Origin of the sequence: Streptomyces sp. R11, from assembly GCF_041051905.1 — a bacterium.
Taxonomy (GTDB): domain Bacteria; phylum Actinomycetota; class Actinomycetes; order Streptomycetales; family Streptomycetaceae; genus Streptomyces.
Map to the genome: position 1 here is coordinate 791,194 of NZ_CP163432.1, position 16,901 is coordinate 808,094.

The window sequence follows — 16,901 nt, forward strand, 5'->3', positions numbered from 1 at the left end:
GCGTTTCGCCGCTCCCTCCAGGCGGCCCCTCCCGCCCTTGCCGTGCACAGATGCACCCCGAACAGGGACTTCACATACCCACCGCACGCCCATCACATGAGACACACATTCGGCCTATCGCTCACCGGAACGACCTTCGAGGTGCAGACGACGTGCGCGCCGGATGCCTAGCCTCCCGGGCCATGCGATCACCACGTATGAGACGCCTGGGTCTCACCGCCGTCCTCGGTCTCCTGCTCGCCGTGTTCGGTCTGGCCCCCAGCGCGAGCGCGGCCGACCCCGCACCCGCCGCCCTGACGTTCACCGCCGACTCCGCCACCACGACACCCGGCGGCACGGTGCAACTCTCCATGACGCTGACCAACAACAAGACGTACGACGTCCTGTTCGTCTACCAGACGATCGAGCCGACGTGGCTCACCACGCAGCGCCCCGACCTGAAGTACAGCTTCACGGGCTGCGCCCTCACCACCGCCGTCGGCAGCACGCCCTGCGCCGGCACCGGGCCCAGCAACCTCGGCCAGAACTACGGCGCCACCATCCCGCCCGGACAGAGCCGCACCGTCACGCTGACCCTCCAGGTCGCCGCCGACTCGGGCTGCAACGGCAACATCGGCTTCTACTCGTACTACTACGCCGAGTTCAGCGACGCGACGAACACCAGCGGCGGCCCGGTCTTCACGCCGGAGACGCGCGTGCTCTGCGCCTGACGCCCGCACCAAACCGCCGACGCCCCGTGCAGGTGCCTTCCTGCGCGGGGTCAGTCGGCATTTCGGCGGGCGGGCCAGGGGAATGACCCAGGTGCGGAGGACCGGCCCGGTGAGGAGGACTGCCCGGTCGGCGCGGCTGTCACAGAATGGGGGCCGGATCATCAGGAACCCCCAGCAGCGCCAGATGGGCGAGGTCGCCGGGCGGGGGCGTGCTCACCGACCAGAGAGGCGCCGGACTCCCGTCGGCGACAGCGGCCGGGGCGTCGGTCAGGTTCATCCGCTCGCGCAGCCGGCCGTAGAAGTCCATCGGGCCGAGCCGGACGGCGCGCAGCCGGCGCGGCGCCGCATACACGCCGATCCAGTCCCCCGGGTCCAGAACGCCCCGCATCTGCCCGTCGATGCTCACGGCGGCCGGTCCCGACCGCTCGAGGACACGCAGTCCGACGGGCTCGTCGGGGGCCGTGACGATCGACCGGTCGAACGCCATGTGCGGGGCGACCGGCGTGAAGACGAGGGCCTCGGCTCGCGGTGAGACGACGGGTCCGCCGGCGGCGAAGCTGTAGGCGGTCGAGCCGGTCGGGGTGGCCACCAGCAGCGCGTCGGCAGAGTAGGCGGCCAGGAGCCGGCCGGAGACGTACACACCGACCGACACCTGGCGGTCCCTGGCCAGCTTCTCCAGTACGACGTCGTTGAGGGCGGTCACGTCGAGGGGGATGCCCCACTCGTCGTCGACCTCGCAGTCCGGGCGCACCGGGGGCGGCGGCAGGAGCGGACCGCGGCCGTACCGCACCCACTCCTCCAAACCCGCCGGTACCTTCAGGTGGCAGGAGGCGCGCAGGGCGAGCAGCATCCGCGTGTCCGTCCTGAGCCGGTCCTCGCGCACCGCGTCCAGCGCCGAACGCACCCCGGAGGCCGGCACCTCCGTCAGGAAGCCCACCCGGCCGAGATCGACGCCCAGGACCAGGGCGTCGTTCTGCGCGGCCATCCGGGCGCCGCGCAGGAAGGTGCCGTCTCCGCCCAGGGTGACGACGAGGTCGGGGTTGCCCGCGGCCTCGACCTCCGCACGGGCGCTGCGCCGCCCGCCCTCGCCCCAGACGTCGATGTCCGTGCACCGCACGGCGTGCTCCTCACACCACGCACGAACCACCCGAGCCGCCTCGACGGCCTCCGGACGTCCGCCATGCACGACCAGGCCGAGCCGGTTCAACGTCATCTCCGCCTCCAGGGCATCTCGGTCACCGGGTCGTGGCGATGGTCCGGAGCGTGGCCCGAGCCAAGGCCGACGCGGCCGGCAGGCCGCCCCATTCGTAGGATCCCTGCATCGCACCGGCCCCGCACGCGCGGTCGGCGCAGGAGGAGGGCAGACGGGACCGACCACGAGGTCTTCGGTACGGGCGGTGAGGGTCAGGGCGGCCGTGACGGGCTCGGCCAGTGCCGCCGTATCCGCGGCTCACCTGGTCGCCACGCCCGCCGAGGGGTCGCCCGCCTCAGGACGCGCACGAGGTCGGGCTTCCGGCGGGGCCGAATTGAGCCCGCCCGGTCCATGCAGGGCACCGGGCGGGCTCGTCTTCCTCATGCGTGGTGCGGTACGTGTCAGTCCACGATCAGCTCAGCATCCGCCGCCGGGGCCCGCCCGACGAGCACACCGCCGAAGTTCCCCTCGACCTCCGCCTTCTCCGCCGCGTCCGGGTACGGGTTCGTGCATGCGGTGCCGGCGCTGGACCCGGACATCAGGCTCGAGCACGGTCCGGGCTTGCGGTCGGGCAGGCCCAGGATGTGCCCGAGTTCGTGGGCGGAGATGCGGATCGTGTCGTAGCCCTGGTCGACGGCCTGGCGCCCGATGTAGACGGTTCCGTTGCCCAGGCCGGTGGGCAGGGCGCGCGGCCAGCCGTTGTCCGCGAGGACCCGGATGTTCGCGCGCTGCCCGGCGCCGGCCGGCCGCAGCTCGACGGCGTCGACACTCTCGTTCCAGATCGCCGCGCCCCGGTCGACGGCGCTCCTGAACTCCGCGGAGCCGCCGGCGTCGTAGGTGAGGACACGGGCGGCCAGGGAGGTGCCCGCCTCGTCGAGCGGACCGGCCACCGCCTGGCCGCCCATCAGGGACAGCGACACCACACAGGCGGCGGCCAGGCCGCCGGTCAGCCTACGTACGTGCATGATCGACCTCCTTGTGGGGGAAGGTAGTCGTGCTCATGACAGTGAATGAGTCGTGCTCATGACATTCACTCCCTCACTGCCCGGCGGGAGTGGACGTGAATCCGTCAATCCGTGGTCCGGTCCGGCCCGTGGCGCCGATCGACACGTACGCCCGGACCGCCTGGCTCGACGGCGCTCGTACTGCCGACAAGTCAGGGAATTCCGGCCGCGCGGGTGCCGCGGCGGGGGCCGGAGCCGATGGTGTCGCTGAGGAAGACGTGAACCGCGGGCCTCGCCGTACTGCAGGTCACCGCCGTATCGTGCGGCCGGTCATGCGATGAGTCTCGCCGCGGTTGCCGGTCTGTACTTCCAGCAGGCGATCAACCGCACTCGAGGAGGGCACCATGACCGCTACCTACACCTTCGATGTCTTTTCCAGCCTCGACGGCTACGGCGCCGCCGGCGGCGACTGGACCGGCTACTGGGGCAAGCAAGGCCCCGAGCTCCTCGACCACCGCCTCGCCCTGTACGGCGACGAGCATCGGATGGTCTTCGGGGCCAACACGTATCGGTTGTTCGCGCAGATGCTGGCGTCGAGCACCGAGGAGTCCGAGGTGCGTGACCCCTGGGTCACACGAATGCGGAACATGCCGGCAACGGTCGTGTCGACCACTCTGGAAGAACCCCTCGACTGGCCGGATGCGACCGTCGCGAGCGGCGACGCCGTCGACATCGTCGCCCGGCTCAAGGAGGAGTCGGACGTACCGTTGCGCTCGCACGGCAGCCTGTCGATGAACCGGGCTCTCATGGCCGCCGGCCTGGTCGACCGCGTCCAGGTGACGCTCTTCCCTGTGATCACCGGCCGGACCGGGCTGGATCCGATCTTCCACGGTGCAGCCGACTTCGACCTCGAGCTGATAGAGAACCGGACGCTCGACGGCCACATCCAGGAGCTCATCTACCGCCCCACCCTGCATGCCTGAGCCCCGGTTCAGGGTGGGGCAGGCTCGTTCAGCCAAGGGTGAGCAGTTCCTCGTGGAAGCCGCCGAACTTCCGCTCCCGGTCCACGAGATGGATCTCCAGGATCCAATGGCAGCTGCGGCCGGCCTCGTCCGTCCGTCGCAGCGGGGTGTCGTTGGCCGGGGCGATGTACGACTCCACGTCCGCGCCGTCGATCCACTCGTGCGGGAACTCCCCGACCATGTGCCCGGCATGCCGGCCGCCCAGCTCCCACCCGGCCTCGGCGGCCAGTCGCTCCACCTCGGCGTACAGCTGTGTCCCGGAGATGTCGGCGCGTTCGGCGAAGGACCGCTTCCCGGCCGCGAAGATCTTCGGCAGGTCATCGCGCAGCCGGTGCTTCACCGGGTCGTCGCCGAGCACGAAGGTCCGCCCGAAGTCGGCCTCGTACTCCTCGAAGATGGGACCTAAGTCGGCGAACACGATGTCATCGCCGCCGATCACACGGTCCGGCGGATTCTCCCGGTACGGCATCAGCGTGTTCGGCCCCGACCTCACGATCCGCTTGTGCCAGTGCCGAGTCGTACCGAACAACTCGTTCGCCAGATCCCGCACCCGGTCACTGACCGCCCGCTCCCCCTCGCCGGGTGCCACCAGACCGCGCTCCTCGATCTCCGCGAAGAGCCGCTCGGCCTTCGCCTGGGCATCCAGCAGTCGTGCGGCACGCGTGAGTTCGTCATCCGCCATGAAACCGAAGCCAACCAGCTAGATCGTCTCCGGCAACGGGATTCCCTGCGTCTGCACGTCCGAAGGGCGATGCCGGGAGGGTGTGGAGTGCGTCGCTCTCCCGTTGATCAGCGCTTGATCACCGCCGATCGCAGGGCCTCCGCGAGCCTCCACGGGCTTGCTACACCCGCGTCTCCTCGCGTCGATCACCGTAGGGCGGATGCGATCACGGCGTCCCGCCGCCGCCCTCAGGCCGGACTTCTTCCGCAAGCGTCAGCACAGCGCATGCCGTCTATCGGCCCCCTGCCGGGTAGACCTCGGCTTCCACGCGACATGTGTCACACCTCGGGCAGAGTCCCTGTCATATGGGTTAAAGCGGGCAAAAAGCCCGCCAGTCACCCAAGGAGTGCAGCAATGACTGAGCCGATTCTTGAGCCTGAAGCGCAGGAGCTCGCGGATGCGACGGCCAACCCGCCGTACCTGTACGAACTCGGCCCGGAGGGCGCCAGGAAGGTCCTGGACGACCTCCAGGCGGCGCCCGTCGAGAAGCCGGACGTGGAGGAGAAGTGGATCACGGTGCAGGCCGAGGTCGGCGACGTGCGGGTACGTATCGTCAAGCCGGTCGGCAGCCGGGGCACGCTGCCGGTCGTTCTCTACATGCACGGCGGCGGCTGGGTCCTCGGCAATGCCGGCACCCACGACCGTCTGGTGCGCGAGCTGGCCGTCGGTGCGGACGCCGCCGTCGCTTTCGTCGAGTACGACCGTTCACCGGAGGCCAAGTACCCGACCGCCATCGAGCAGGCGTACGCGACCGCTCAGTGGATCACCGCGAAAGGTGCCGAGGCGGGCTTGGACGGCTCCCGGCTGGTCGTGGCCGGTGACTCCGTCGGCGGCAACATGACGGCCGCACTGGCCCTCATGGCCAAGCGTCGCGGCGACGTGACCTTCCTGCACCAGTCGCTGTACTACCCCGTCACGGACGCGGCCCAGGACACCGACAGCTACCGGGAGTTCGCGGACGGGCCCTTCCTCACGGCGAAGGGCATGGCCTGGTTCTGGGACTGCTACACCACCGATCCCGCCCAGCGGGCGGAGATCACCGCCTCGCCGCTGCGGGCGGACCTGGAGGAGCTGCGCGGACTGCCGCCGGCGCTCGTCATGGTCGACGAGAACGACGTGCTGCGGGACGAGGGCGAGGCGTACGCCCGCAAGCTGTCCCAGGCCGGCGTTCCCACCACGAGCATCCGCTACAACGGCACCCTGCACGACTTCATGATGCTCAACCCTCTCCGGCCCACTCAGGCCACAACTGCTGCGGTGGAGCAGGCCATTCGCACCCTGCGCGCCGCCCTCCGCAACGCCTGAAGCACTGCGCCGCTCAGCCGCAGCAGATACACCGAGCCGAGACTCGGCCCATACGTCCGGACATAGTTGAAATCTCTGCCTCGAAAGGGCTCCTCATGTACCGCCATTCGCATCTTCGCCGTGCCCACATGCCTCTCACCCTCATGGCCACCGCTGCGGTCGCCACCGCCCTCGTTGCTACGTCGGTCGGTCCGGCGAGCGCCGCCAGCCCTTCAAAGGGCGCCAAGCCGACCGTCGTGCTCGTGCACGGCGCATTCGCCGACTCCTCCAGCTGGAACGGCGTCATCAAACAGCTGAAGGAGGACGGCTACCCGGTGATCGCCGCGGCCAACCCGTTGCGCAGTCTCAGCGGCGACGCCGCCTCCGTCAAGAACCTGCTGGCCGGCATCGACGGGCCGGTGGTGCTTGTCGGGCACTCCTACGGCGGAGCGGTGATCAGCAACGCTGCTTACGGCTCCGACAACGTCAAGGCGCTGGTGTACGCCGACGCCTTCCTCCCCGACAAGGGCGAGAGCGCCAACGAGCTGGTGAGCAAGTTCGAGGGCAGCGTCATCGGCGACGTTCTGCGTCCCGTCCCGATCACCAACCCCGACGGCTCCAAGGACTTCGACTTCTCCATCGACCAGTCCAGGTTCCGCCAGGCGTTCGGTGCCGATGTCCCCGCGGATACCGCTGCCCTCATGGCGGCCACCCAGCGTCCCGGGACCGGCACTGCCCTCAACGAACCGTCCGGCGAGCCGGCCTGGAAGACCATCCCTTCCTGGGCTCTGGTGGGCTCCAATGACCGGATCATCCCGCGGGATGCCCAGGTCTTCATGGCCGAGCGCGCCAATGCCCAGATCAAGGAAATCGAGTCCTCCCACGCTGTGAGCGTGTCCCACCCCGACGCCGTCACCCACGTCATCGAGAAGGCGGCGCGGACGGTCCGCTGACCGGCACACTCAGCAGGGCGGGGCGGCGAAGAGGCCGCCCCGCCCGTTTGTTCTTCCCCAGCGCCACGCCGACGGTCGCGCTCCTCGCCGGCCTTGCCGCCTGCGCAGTCGGATACCCGTGCCGACCACGACGGCGCGCTCCATCCCGCGTTAGAGTGCCGTGGCGCCACGCCCAGTTGCAGGCAATAGGAAGGCAGCGCGTTCCGTGAACCACACCCACGAGTCCACCGGCTCCATCGGCGAGCGCCGCCTGCAGCACCTTCTCGGCACGGCCGACCAGGCCGCCACCTTCTACGACCGCCAGGTGCAGGCCCGTCTGACACCACAGATGGCGGACTTCATAGGGCGCCAGACCATGGCGTTCCTGTCCACCTCGGACGCCGACGGAGCCTGCGACGTCACCTTCCGTGCCGGTCCCCCGGGTTTCGTCACCGTGCTCGACGACGGCACTCTCACCTACCCCGAGTACCGTGGGAACGGGGTCCTCGCCAGTGCGGGAAACATCACCGAGAACCCGCATATCGGCCTGCTCTTCGTCGACTTCGCACACGACCACATCGGCCTGCACGTCAATGGCGGAGCTCGGCTCCACCAGGACGACGAGCAGCGGCGGGCCTACCCCCACCTTCCTGTGGACACCGCTCCCGGACGCAGGCCCGAATTCTGGGTGCACATCACGGTGGAGGAGGCCTATGTGCACTGCTCCAAGCACATCCCCCATCTTGTGCCGGCGCCCCGTCCACGCCCGGGGGCCCAGCGGCCGAAGGATGCCGACTACTTCGTCCTCGGCGCCGAGCACCAGGCCCCGCCGCATGAGGGCGAGCAGACTGCGGGATCTCGCACCGGATCTCTGCCGGGCAGGGGCTGACCGGTGGCGGAGCCGATGCGCGCGTAGGGCGGGTCGGGGCCACCGGGTCCGCTGAGGGGTTCGGCGTTGAACTGGGCAAGGGGTCGCTGTCAGGTGGGTGTCACATTTCCGGGACAGCGACACCGGTCTGCGACTTGTCGGCCTCCGGCTCCTGCGGCGGGTCGGTGAGCTGCTCCCGCAGGTAGTTCCAGATCACCGCGATCAGTGCAGTGACCGGCACGGCAAGAAGGCTGCCCACGATGCCGGCCAGGCTGCCACCCAACGTCACCGCGAGCAGAATCACCGCGCCGTGCAGGCCGAGCCCACGGCTCTGGATCATGGGCTGGAACACATTGCCCTCAAGTTGCTGCACCACGAGGATGATCGCCAGCACGATCAGGGCGTCCGTCGGACCGTTCGACACCAGCGCGATGAGACATGCGACGAAACCGGCGAACACCGCGCCGACGATGGGCACGAACGCCGAGACGAAGGTCAGCACCGTCAGCGGGAGCACCAGCGGTACGTCCAGGATCCACAGGCCGAGGCCGATGAAGACGGCGTCGAGCAGGCCGACGAGTGCCTGAGACCGCATGAACGCGCCCAAGGTGTCCCAGGCCCGCTCGGCCAGGACCGGAACGTCCTTGGCGAGCCGTCCGGGCAACTGGCGGGCGAGCCACGGCAGGAATCGCGGGCCGTCCTTGAGGAAGAAGAACATCAGGAAGACCGCCAGGATGGCCGTGACCAAGCCGCTGAGCGTGGTGGCCACGCCCGTTGCGACGGTGTTGACCAAGCTGCCGACGCTGCCTTGGACCCGGGCGGCCGCGGTGTCCAGGGCAGTCGTGATCTGGTCGTCGCCGATGTTCAGCGGTGGCCCCGCGGCCCAGTCGCGCATCCTCTTGATGCCCTCGACCACACCGTCGCTCAACTCGCCCGACTGGGACGCCACCGGAACCGCGATCAGCGCCACGATGCCGAGGATGGCCAGGAGGAACAGCAGAGTCACCAGCAACGCGGCCAGCGCCGAGGGCCACCCGCGCCGCCGCAGCGCCCGAGTCATCGGCCAGGTCAGTGTGGTGAGGAACAGGGCAATGATCACCGGCCACACGACCGACCACATGCGGGCGAGACCCCACAGGGCCACCGCAACCGTCGCGAACACCAACAGCAACTCGACCGATACGCGCGCGGAAGTGGCAAGCGCTGCGCGGGTTCTCCCGGAACTCAACATGTCAGGCATGCGGTCACACTATTGGCACTCCGGTCACTGGCATCGCCCCTGTCCCGTGGGCTACGTTGTGCGGCGATGACTACCGGGACGGCATTGCGCCACACACGGATCGGTGACCCGGCGCTCCCCTGAGCGCCGTAAGGGCCGGTGCCGGCCCGCTGTTGGACCGGGGATCCGGCACTGCCGCGCGGGCTCCGCCTCCTGTCGTGTTGATCACCACTCGACACGTCGACCACGACAGGAGAACTCATGCTCACCAAGATGTTGCACATCCCCACCGCGGACGGCCGGGCCGACGCTTTCGCCGCCTGCCCCGACCGTGGCGAGCGGCACCCAGGGGTGCTGATGTACGCGGACGGCTTCGGCATCCGGCCCGTGCTGCGGGAAATGGCCTGCGAACTGGCCGGGCACGGGTACTACGTGCTGGTCCCCAACTTCTTCTACCGGCACGGGCCGGCGCCGGTGATCGAGCTTCCCGAGTTCATCGGAGAAGAGGCCCGGCCTGCGGTCTTCGCCCAGCTGATGCCTCTGATCGAGGCGCACACCGCCGAACGTGTCCTGAGCGACGCGGATGCCTTTCTCAGGTTCCTCACCGCCCAGCCCGAGGTGGCCGCCGGACCGGTCGCGGTGACCGGCTACTGCATAGGCGGCCTCCTGGCGATGCGCACCGCCGCTGCCCACCCTGATCAGGTGGCCGCCGTCGCCGGATTCCACGGCCCCGTGGGCGTCGACGGGCCCGACAGCCTGCGTCGCCTCCTCTCGACGCTCACCGCCCGGGTCCACCTCGGCCACGCCGAGACCGACTTGACTCCCGGGGCGCTCGGCGAGCTCAACCGGGCCCTGGACGCCGCGGGCGTCGGCTACACCTCCGAGATCTACCCCGGCACTGTCCACGGCTTCACCATGTCCGACACCGACGCCTTCAACCCCGGTGCTCTGCAGCGCCATTGGGACCGCCTGCTACCCCTCCTCGATCGCACCCTCACCGCCCGGGGAGCCACTGCCTTGGACTGACGGGCAAGGCACTCAGGGCGTGAGATACGCCTGCACCGCCGGCGCGTACCGGTCGACCAAGGCGTCGACTGTGCTCGCGCGCACCTCCGTGCCGCGGGCGATGCCGTACATCACGCCCAGGCCCAGCAGGGTGGCAACGGCCAGTTCGGCGCGCAGGCCCGCGTCGGGGCCGGTGAGGCGGGCGGTGATGCGGTCGGTGACCTGGGTGCGGAAGTTGGCGCGCAGGATGTCGCCCTGCTCACCGTGCAGGGGCGCGAACACGATCCGCAGCAGCGGGTCGGCGCCCTGCTCGGACTGGCTGACCAGCACGTGCCGGACCATGTGCGGGCCGAGTTCCGGCAGTGGTGCGGCCAGCAGAGCGTCGGCGTCGGCCTCGAAGGACATGACCTGGGCGAACAGCGTGTCCTTGTTGCCGAAGTACTTCAGGATCAGCGGCGGGCTCACCCCGGCGCGGTCGGCGACAGCCTTGAGGGTGATGTCGGCGTGTGCGTGCCGGGCCAGCAGATAGCGGGCCGCCCGGAGGATGGCCGCCCTGGTCGACTCGGCGTCCCTGCGGGCCGGTCCGGGCGTGACGGGTGGAGTGCTCACGGCACTCATGCTCCCTCCATCGCCTCGTCGCGCGCGCCCCGGGGGCTGTCGCCGGTTCGCTCCGGCCCTTCCGTGACCGCCTGTGCGGGGTCGCCGGGGATGCACAGCGCCGCCGCCGCGGCTCCGAGGGCGACCACGCCCGCTATCGCGAACGCCAGCTGGTACCCGTGCAGGGTGGGCACCGGCGCTCCACCGACCACGCCGGTGTGGTGCACGAGGACGGCGGCCACGGCCGCGCTGGAGCCGGCCTGGCCGATCGTCCGCATCAGGACGTTGACGCCGTTGGCGGATGCGGTGTGCTCGGCAGGCACGGCTCGCAGGATGAGCGTGGGCAGCGCCGAGTAGGCGAGGGTGGTCCCGGTGGCAACGATCGCGGCTCCCGTGATGATCATCCACAGGTCGCGGCTGTCGGCGATACGGACCGCGTAGCCGGCGGCGATCACTGCGGCCCCGAGCGCGAGCGTGACACGCGGCCCGCGTGCGGCGGAGATCCGGGCGGATACGGGCGACAGCAGGAGCATGACGACACCGCTGGGCAGCAAGCACAGGCCGGTGGCGACGATGGACAGCCCCAGTCCGTACCCGGTGGCCTTGGGGGCCTGCACCAGCTGGGCTGTGACCAGGGTGTTGGCGTAGAACGCGAAGCCGGCGAGCAGGGCGGCCCCATGAGACAGGCCGACCCTGGGCTCGGCCACCAGCCGCAGGTCCACCAGCGGCTCCTTCGTTCGCAGCTGCTGCCTGCACCACAGGGCGAGCACGACGACGGCTCCGGCGAACAGGCCTACGACCCGTGCGCTGCCCCAGCCCCACTGCCCGCCCTGGGACACCCCCAGGAGCAGGCACACCAGCCCGACGGCCAGACCCAGCGTGCCGGAAATGTCGAACCGGCCCGGCTGACGCACCGGCGATTCCCGTACCGCCCACCAGACCAGCGTCACGCCCGCCACGCCGAGGGCGCTGGTCACCCAGAACATGGTGTGCCAGTTCGCGTACTGCACGATCACGGCTGCCAGCGGCAGGCCCAGCGCGGCGCCGGTGCCGACGGTGGCACTCATCAGCGCCACGGCCGAACCCCGGCGCTCCGGCGGCAGCTCGTCGCGCAGGATGCTGATGGACAGCGGGACGACCGCGGCGGCCGCTCCGGACAGCGTCCGGGCGGCGATCAACACGCCGATGTCGGAGGTCAGGGCACACACGACCGAGCCCAGGGTCATCAGCCCGAGAGCCGACATCAGGACCCGCCGCTTGCCGTACATGTCGCCGGCCCGACCCAGCACCGGGGTGAGGACCGCGCCGGACAGCAGCGTGGCCGTGACCATCCACGCGACCGTGCCCGCCGAGGCGCCGGTCAGCCGGGGCAGGTCGGGCAGCAGGGGCACGACCACGGTCTGCATGACGGCCATGAGGATGCCGCCGAACGCGAGCACCGGCACGGTGAGCCGGTCTCGGAGGGTGCTCACGCAGGGCGGCTTGTGTATCGCGGCGGTCCGGTCCATCGGCACTCCAGGGGCAGCGCCTGGCGAGGCAGCGAGTGAATGGCTATTCACCATAGCCGGTGAATAGCCATTCACCCAAGCCGGTAATTTCTGACCGGCTCCCCGCTTCGCCGTCCCGGAGGGTGCTCAGTCGAGACAGAACTCGTTGCCCTCGACGTCCTGCATCACGATGCAGGACTCGTTTTCGTCGTCGGCGGGCAGTAGCTGCACGCGTACCGCGCCGAGCGGGATCAGGCGTGCGCACTCTGCCTCGAGCGCGGCGAGGCGCCCTGCACCCACGAGTCCGGTGCCGACCCGCACGTCGAGATGAACCCGATTCTTCACGACCTTGCCTTCGGGAACGCGCTGAAAGAACAGTCGAGGGCCGACACCTGAGGGATCAATGCAGGCAGCCCATGCACCCTGATCCTCCGGAGGCAGGGAGCGGTTGTAATCGTCCCAAGTGGCGTACCCCTCCGGCGGCTTCGGTAGGACGTACCCCAGAACCTCGCACCAAAAGTGAGCGACACGCGAAGGTTCTGCGCAGTCAAAAGTGACCTGGAACTGCTTGATCGATGACATCGGCGCACCCTAACAGGGAGATTCTTGGCTCAGATCGAGAACCGCTCCTTGCGCAGCAAGGGCGCACCCGGCCGGTGAAGCCGCCCGTGCGGAAGGGGGCTTGGAGCAGGCCGGGCCGCAGGTGCTGGGCCGGGAAGCGGACCGTCGGGGCCATCTGGACCTCACGGGACGGACGTACCTGGTCCGAACTGGCCGCCGACAATGATTTGGCCTCCTCCACCGCGACGATCGAGCTGCGCCATGTACTGCGGCACGACGACACCGTGATCGCGGTCGGCAAGGAGGAGGCATACGGGGACACCGAGCCGTACCACGAGGAGTACACCAGGATTTGGATCCCCAAGCCCTAGCCTGAGCGCCGCCCGCCGTTCGGTCGGGCGGCGCGCCGGCCCAGGATCGGGCTCTCTTCTTCGGGGTACGGCGGCGGCGGTGCGACGGCTTCAGCCAGTCACGCTGCGCTGCCTTCGTGGCGTCCCGTCTTCGCCCGAGTACGGGCGGGCCTGATCCGGTAGGTGACCTTGGCCGGATCGGTGACCGGATCGCCCAGTTCGATGCGTCCGCCGGAGCGCAGCTCTTCGCACACATCGGTGGGCAGAGCGACGTAGCAGCCGCCTCTGCCTGTGGCGGAGTCGACCGGGCGCCAGTAGCCGTAGCGGGTTCGTCCGCCCTCGTGGACGGTCACGAAGGCGGGTGTGCGGGAGTCGGCCACGATGCGCAGCACCTCGGACGCGAGGGCGTCGAGCGCCACCGCGGCTCTGGGCGGGGGCAGCTGGAACGGTGCGCTCAGGCGGGCCAGGTCCGTTCGGGCCGCCCGCACGGCACCGTCGCGTTCGCCGCGGCGCGCAGGGTGAACCGTGTCGGCCGCGGAGTCGGCGTCCGCGACGGCATAAGAGGCGCGGGAGGTCGCGAGGGGCATCTGTACGGCCTTTCCAGGGTGGAGGACGGACAGCGCGCGCCTCGTTTTTCGGACCCAATGTTGATCTTGCTGGACGCATTGTTGCGCCTGCCACTGACAATGCGCCCCCATGGCTTGCGCGGCCCTCGTGCGGACCACTCGACGCGCCGAAGGCGCCGACACGACCCGCGCCCTTCAGCGAACAGCCGTCGGAGCTGCGCCCGGTCGCCGACAGAAGCACACCGGGCGCTTCAGTGGCGCCGCCCCCGCAGCTTGCCGAGCAGCCGCTGGGCCTGGGCCCGGCGCCGCGGGTCGCGAGAGGCCCGGCGTACCTCCTCCACGGCGCGTCGCCCCTGCGGGCTCCTGCTGAACTGCTTGATCTTGTCCAACATGCCTGGCACGGCTGTCCTCCTGAGACATCGACTACAACGCCCTTGCGATAAGGCCTTCGTACGAACGCGGTTACCCCGGCCTCGTGGTCTCACCCCTGCCGTCGAGCGATGAGCCCGAATCCTCTCCATGGGCTGGGGCTTGGCCCAGCGGATGGTCCGGGTCAGGCCTGGCCGATGGGGCGTACGGCACGAGGAGCAGCGCCGCCTGCCGGGAGTCGGAGTGGGGCAGGAACGTCTGCGTCGGTCATCCGCTCACTTCTTGCGCAGTGCGGACGGCTTGTGCACCGCCGACCTGCCGGAGCGGGCGCTGCGCACCTCGTACTGCGGATCCTCGGGCGACGCGTCCACGGTGCGGCCGGCGGCCTCGGTGCGTCGGGTGACCCTCCGCTCGACCGTGCCTTCCGTGGTGCTGCCGTGGCTGTTCCAGGTGACCTCGTCGCCCTGGGTGAGCTGCTTGCCCTTGCCCCCGCAGCTCGTCCCCTTTGCGTTCTTCGCCTTCTTCGCCATTGTGTTCTCTCGCTTCTTCGGTGCCGGTCGCGGCGTCACGTACGGCGCCGGGACGCCGCCTGGTCGGCCAGGCCACCTGCGCCGAGCGGCCCGGTGTACTCGACGGGATGCGCGGCCTCCATGCGGGGCAGCCGGCGGCGCGACACACGCAGCACGACGGGTGGCAGCGCCGCTCGCACCGGCTGGATCAGACGCAGCCATGCGGGGGCGTACACGGCCGTACGGCGGCGTTCCAGGCCCCTCACCAGGCGGGCGGCGACCGTTTCCACGTCGTGCACCCGGCGAACCGGCGGGGGCATGTGGGCGCGCAGTTCACGCAGGGCGGCGTACTGGTCGGCGTCGCGGATCATGTCGGTGTCCGTCCAGTTGAGATACCCGATGCCCACGGCGACCCCTCGGTGCGCCACCTCCGCCCGCAGGGCGTGCGCGAAGGCCTCGGCCCCCGCCTTGGAAGCGCAGTAGGAACTCATCAGGGGGACGGCGCCCATCGACGCCAGCGAGGCGATCTGGAGGAAGTAACCCGCGGTGTCGAAGAGGTCCGGCAGGAACGCGCGGGCCGTGTGGGCACTACCGGTGAGGTTGACGTCGATGACGCGCCGCCAGGCTGCCGGATCCGAGGCGAGGAACGGGCCGCCCTCGGAGATACCCGCGTTCGCCACCACGACGGAGGGGCGCCCCAGTCCGGCCCGCACCGTGTGGGCCGCGGCAACCAGGGCGGCGCTGTCGGTGACGTCGACCTCGACGGCCAGCGCGGGGCCCGGCACGGACTCCGCCACCGCCTCCAGGGCGGCCTTCTCGTGGCCGAGCAGCGCCACCCGGGCGCCGCGCCGGGCGATCTCGTGGGACAGCGCCGCGCCCAGACCGCGGGCGGCGCCGGTGACGGCGACGGTACGGCCGGCGAGCGGGCTGCTGCTGCGCACGGGCTGCCCCTTTCTTCCGACTCGGGTGGAGGTCCTGTCAGCCCACTTCCTGGCGGGGGCGGTGTTCGGATGCGGTCAGTTCTGCTGTGTGTCGGCCGATGCGGGGGGCCGGACACCTGCGGTCCTGCCTCCTCTCCGCCGCGTTCGGCGCCTGGCTCCGGTGCGGTCGCGGCGGGGCACAGGAACTTGTTGGGCGCGGGCGAGCGCGGGTGGCCGGCGGCGATGCAGCACGGCCCGGGCGGGTTGTCCGTCGGCCAGGCCCCGAGTGCCCGCGCGTCACGGGTCCAACCAGTCCCGCTGATCCCCGATCGGGTCGACGACGGCCAAGCGGCGCCGCAGCGCGGGTGCACTCCGACGGGCGGCTTCGGCCCTGAGCTCCTGCAGAGGCCGCCAGCACCGCTTCTGTCCCGGGCCTTGACCCGCCGGGTGGGTAGGTGCGACCTCGTTAATGCGCATTACGTAATACGCATTAATTGGCGGCCACCGTGGAACCCAGGAAGCGCCCCGGACGTACCCCCGCTCCGGCCGGACGTACGTCACGACCCCGGCAGGCCGAGGTGGCTCGGCTCGCAGGGGTCTCGCAGGCGACCGTGTCCCTGGTGCTCTCCCCGAAGCCGGACAGGAAGGGACGCCTCATCTCCGAGGAGACCCGCCAACGGGTCCTGGAGGCGGCCCGCAGTCTCGGCTACGTGCCCGATCCGGCCGCCCGGCGGCTGGCCGCCGCCCGCAACAACCTCCTCGGTGTCTTCAGCTTCACCGCGACGTTCCCCACCGATGTGCAGCACTCGTACTACCCCTTCCTGGTCGGCGTGGAGCGCGAGGCGGCGGCGATCGGTTACGACCTGGTGCTGTTCACCGGGTCGAGCACGGGTGGCACGGGGGCCACGGGTCCCGAAGCCCTGAGCCGGGTCCGGCTCGCGGACGGCTGCCTGTTCATCGGTCGGCATACACCCCGGGCGGAGCTCAAGCGGCAGGTCGAGGACGGTTTCCCGGTCGTACACCTGGGCCGGCGCGAGGAGTTGAAGGGCGTGGCCTGGGTGGGCGCGGACTATGTCCGAGCGACCCGTGACGTCGTGGGCCATCTGGCCGAGTTGGGGCATCGACGGATCGTCCTCGTCCGCGAGGACGACGACGCGCCCGCTTCGACGGACCGTCAGCTCGGCTTCCTGGAAGGGCTGGAAGCGGCAGGCCTGCCCGCCGGCCCCACGGCCGTCTTCCGGTCCGCCGATCCGCAGCGGGAGCTCACGCCCGAACGGCTGCGTGCCTGGGCCGACGACGGGGTGACGGCCTTCATCGCGGACGAGACCGACACCAGGGCCGCCTGGCGAGGCCTGCTCTCCGCCGTGCGTGAGGCGGGCCTCCACTGCCCGGCCGAGGTGTCCCTCGCCCTGCTCGGCAGCCCGCCCTCCGATCTGGCGAGCGAGCCCGTACCGACCGGATTCGACATCCCCCGGCCGCAGTTGGGCGCCGCGGCCGTACGTCTGCTGGCCGCGCTCGTCGCGGGCGAGGAGGCGCGCGAGCCGCTCGTCGGCTGTGCCTTCCACCCCGGTCCGACGACCGGACCGCCGCCTGCCCGTCCCTGAGCACGGTCCGAACCAGCCCCACCCCTCTGTGACCTCGATCC

The 16,901-nt window shown here is 70.4% G+C and carries 19 protein-coding genes; 8 read left to right on the plus strand and 11 right to left on the minus strand.

The window, feature by feature from the left end:
* Positions 1-197 precede the first annotated feature (197 nt).
* The gene (locus tag AB5J55_RS03715; RefSeq protein ID WP_369269260.1) at positions 198-710 is read left to right on the plus strand and encodes a hypothetical protein; all 513 of its coding nucleotides are present in this window, start codon (positions 198-200) and stop codon (positions 708-710) included.
* A 139-nt stretch (positions 711-849) separates the two neighbouring features.
* On the opposite strand, the gene AB5J55_RS03720 is transcribed toward AB5J55_RS03715, so the two are convergent.
* Together AB5J55_RS03720 and AB5J55_RS03725 are read right to left on the minus strand one after the other, a co-directional pair.
* On the minus strand, positions 850-1,923 hold the full coding sequence (locus AB5J55_RS03720; RefSeq protein WP_369269261.1) for an NAD(+)/NADH kinase: 1,074 nt from the start codon (positions 1,921-1,923) through the stop codon (positions 850-852).
* 380 nt (positions 1,924-2,303) lie between these two features.
* Positions 2,304-2,867 (minus strand): snapalysin family zinc-dependent metalloprotease, encoded by a 564-nt coding sequence (locus AB5J55_RS03725; RefSeq protein ID WP_369269262.1) that lies wholly within the window; start codon positions 2,865-2,867, stop codon positions 2,304-2,306.
* Positions 2,868-3,250: 383 nt separating this feature from the next.
* Here AB5J55_RS03725 and AB5J55_RS03730 point away from each other — a divergent pair, with 383 nt between their 5' ends.
* On the plus strand, positions 3,251-3,829 hold the full coding sequence (locus AB5J55_RS03730) for a dihydrofolate reductase family protein (RefSeq protein WP_369269263.1): 579 nt from the start codon (positions 3,251-3,253) through the stop codon (positions 3,827-3,829).
* A 28-nt stretch (positions 3,830-3,857) separates the two neighbouring features.
* Here the strand turns inward: AB5J55_RS03730 and AB5J55_RS03735 are convergent, their stop codons facing one another.
* A complete protein-coding gene (locus AB5J55_RS03735; RefSeq protein ID WP_369269264.1) occupies positions 3,858-4,550 on the minus strand; it encodes a M24 family metallopeptidase in 693 nt (230 codons plus the stop codon).
* 393 nt (positions 4,551-4,943) lie between these two features.
* On the opposite strand from AB5J55_RS03735, the gene AB5J55_RS03740 reads away from it, so the two are divergent.
* From AB5J55_RS03740 to AB5J55_RS03750, 3 genes are all read left to right on the plus strand, one after another.
* Positions 4,944-5,894 carry an alpha/beta hydrolase gene (locus AB5J55_RS03740; protein ID WP_369269265.1) on the plus strand — a complete coding sequence of 317 codons (951 nt, stop codon included), beginning with the start codon at positions 4,944-4,946 and terminating at the stop codon, positions 5,892-5,894.
* A 128-nt stretch (positions 5,895-6,022) separates the two neighbouring features.
* Positions 6,023-6,826, plus strand: coding sequence for an alpha/beta fold hydrolase (locus AB5J55_RS03745; protein WP_369269266.1), 804 nt, complete (start codon positions 6,023-6,025; stop codon positions 6,824-6,826).
* A gap of 205 nt (positions 6,827-7,031) precedes the next feature.
* Entirely contained in the window at positions 7,032-7,694 is a 663-nt protein-coding gene (locus tag AB5J55_RS03750; RefSeq protein WP_369269267.1) for a pyridoxamine 5'-phosphate oxidase family protein, read from the plus strand.
* Between the two features lie 100 nt (positions 7,695-7,794).
* On the opposite strand, the gene AB5J55_RS03755 is transcribed toward AB5J55_RS03750, so the two are convergent.
* A complete protein-coding gene (locus tag AB5J55_RS03755; protein ID WP_369269268.1) occupies positions 7,795-8,913 on the minus strand; it encodes an AI-2E family transporter in 1,119 nt (372 codons plus the stop codon).
* A gap of 240 nt (positions 8,914-9,153) precedes the next feature.
* On the opposite strand from AB5J55_RS03755, the gene AB5J55_RS03760 reads away from it, so the two are divergent.
* Positions 9,154-9,918, plus strand: coding sequence for a dienelactone hydrolase family protein (locus tag AB5J55_RS03760; RefSeq protein ID WP_369269269.1), 765 nt, complete (start codon positions 9,154-9,156; stop codon positions 9,916-9,918).
* A 12-nt stretch (positions 9,919-9,930) separates the two neighbouring features.
* On the opposite strand, the gene AB5J55_RS03765 is transcribed toward AB5J55_RS03760, so the two are convergent.
* The 3 genes from AB5J55_RS03765 to AB5J55_RS03775 form a co-directional block, all read right to left on the minus strand.
* Positions 9,931-10,515: a TetR family transcriptional regulator gene (locus AB5J55_RS03765; protein WP_369269270.1), complete on the minus strand. Its 585-nt coding sequence runs from the start codon at positions 10,513-10,515 to the stop codon at positions 9,931-9,933.
* Positions 10,512-12,002: an MFS transporter gene (locus AB5J55_RS03770; protein WP_369269271.1), complete on the minus strand. Its 1,491-nt coding sequence runs from the start codon at positions 12,000-12,002 to the stop codon at positions 10,512-10,514. Before AB5J55_RS03770 ends, AB5J55_RS03765 begins: the two co-directional genes overlap by 4 nt.
* A 126-nt stretch (positions 12,003-12,128) precedes the next feature.
* Positions 12,129-12,563: a VOC family protein gene (locus AB5J55_RS03775; RefSeq protein WP_369269272.1), complete on the minus strand. Its 435-nt coding sequence runs from the start codon at positions 12,561-12,563 to the stop codon at positions 12,129-12,131.
* An 86-nt stretch (positions 12,564-12,649) separates the two neighbouring features.
* Here AB5J55_RS03775 and AB5J55_RS03780 point away from each other — a divergent pair, with 86 nt between their 5' ends.
* Entirely contained in the window at positions 12,650-12,913 is a 264-nt protein-coding gene (locus AB5J55_RS03780; protein ID WP_369276487.1) for a hypothetical protein, read from the plus strand.
* A gap of 98 nt (positions 12,914-13,011) precedes the next feature.
* Here AB5J55_RS03780 and AB5J55_RS03785 read toward each other — a convergent pair whose 3' ends face one another.
* The 4 genes from AB5J55_RS03785 to AB5J55_RS03800 form a co-directional block, all read right to left on the minus strand.
* Positions 13,012-13,479: a hypothetical protein gene (locus tag AB5J55_RS03785; RefSeq protein ID WP_369269273.1), complete on the minus strand. Its 468-nt coding sequence runs from the start codon at positions 13,477-13,479 to the stop codon at positions 13,012-13,014.
* A 230-nt stretch (positions 13,480-13,709) separates the two neighbouring features.
* A complete protein-coding gene (locus AB5J55_RS03790) occupies positions 13,710-13,859 on the minus strand; it encodes a hypothetical protein (RefSeq protein WP_328883549.1) in 150 nt (49 codons plus the stop codon).
* 243 nt (positions 13,860-14,102) lie between these two features.
* A complete protein-coding gene (locus tag AB5J55_RS03795) occupies positions 14,103-14,357 on the minus strand; it encodes a DUF2945 domain-containing protein (RefSeq protein WP_369269274.1) in 255 nt (84 codons plus the stop codon).
* Positions 14,358-14,392: 35 nt separating this feature from the next.
* On the minus strand, positions 14,393-15,277 hold the full coding sequence (locus AB5J55_RS03800) for an SDR family oxidoreductase (protein WP_369269275.1): 885 nt from the start codon (positions 15,275-15,277) through the stop codon (positions 14,393-14,395).
* 557 nt (positions 15,278-15,834) lie between these two features.
* On the opposite strand from AB5J55_RS03800, the gene AB5J55_RS03805 reads away from it, so the two are divergent.
* On the plus strand, positions 15,835-16,860 hold the full coding sequence (locus AB5J55_RS03805; protein ID WP_369269276.1) for a LacI family DNA-binding transcriptional regulator: 1,026 nt from the start codon (positions 15,835-15,837) through the stop codon (positions 16,858-16,860).
* Positions 16,861-16,901: the final 41 nt, after the last annotated feature.